This window comes from Microbacterium sp. UBA3394 (genome assembly GCF_002358725.1).
Lineage (GTDB): Bacteria > Actinomycetota > Actinomycetes > Actinomycetales > Microbacteriaceae > Microbacterium > Microbacterium luteum.
In genome coordinates this window covers 1-752 of record NZ_DEPK01000118.1, presented here as the reverse complement: position 1 = coordinate 752, position 752 = coordinate 1, and the positions used below count along the sequence as shown (strand labels likewise).

Genomic DNA, 752 nt, shown 5'->3' with positions numbered 1-752 from the left:
CGCGGAGATCGGCCAGCCGCTCCCGGCGCTGCGTCGCGGCGGCCGCCGCGTCGACGGCCGCGCTCCATCGGTCTCGCGCCTGGCCGAGGGCGGTCGCGGTCTCGTCGGTGTCGATCGGTTCGTCACCGACGCCAGCGAGTTCGAGTTCCAACTCGCGGAGTCGGTCGCGCTCGCTGCGTAGCTGCACCTCGTGCTCCGTCACGGCCGCGTCGAGGTCTCGGCGCTCCGATGCCGGCAGCAGCGCCGCACGGGCATCGTCGACCGACTCGAAGCCGCTGTCGGTGAGCCGGCCATCGATGTCGCGACGAGCGACCGACTCGGCGTCGACGCTCGCGAGGTGCTCGCGCGAGGCCGTGCGCAGCGCCTCGGCCGCGCTGCGCCGCCGGCGCGCGGCGGCCAGTCGCGACGCGACGCTGTCGTGCTCACCCCGGGCAGCGTCGACGCGTCGGCGCGTCTGCGCCAGCTCCTGGTCGGCGGCGGCGATCTCCTGCCGCCGTGCCACCGCATCCGCGACGAGCAGCTCCCGCTCGGCCGCCGCCTGCGCGTCGGCTTCCACGAGGCCGCGGCGCTGCTCGGACAACTCCCGACGTCGCGCGTCGGCCGCTTCGGCCAGACCCAGGTCGGCGTCGGCGCGTTCGAGATCTGCGGTGAGCGAGTCGACGGTGGCGTCGCCGACGGCGCCGCGCACCTCGGCGACGGCTGCCCGCGCATCCGACGCAGCGGTCGCCGCGTCGCGCTCGGCGTCGAGGGCC

At 76.5% G+C, this 752-nt stretch carries 1 pseudogene; it reads right to left on the bottom strand.

What is annotated here, in order from left to right:
• Window positions 1-752: pseudogene (locus B4E30_RS07370) on the bottom strand (hypothetical protein); the annotation flags it as partial.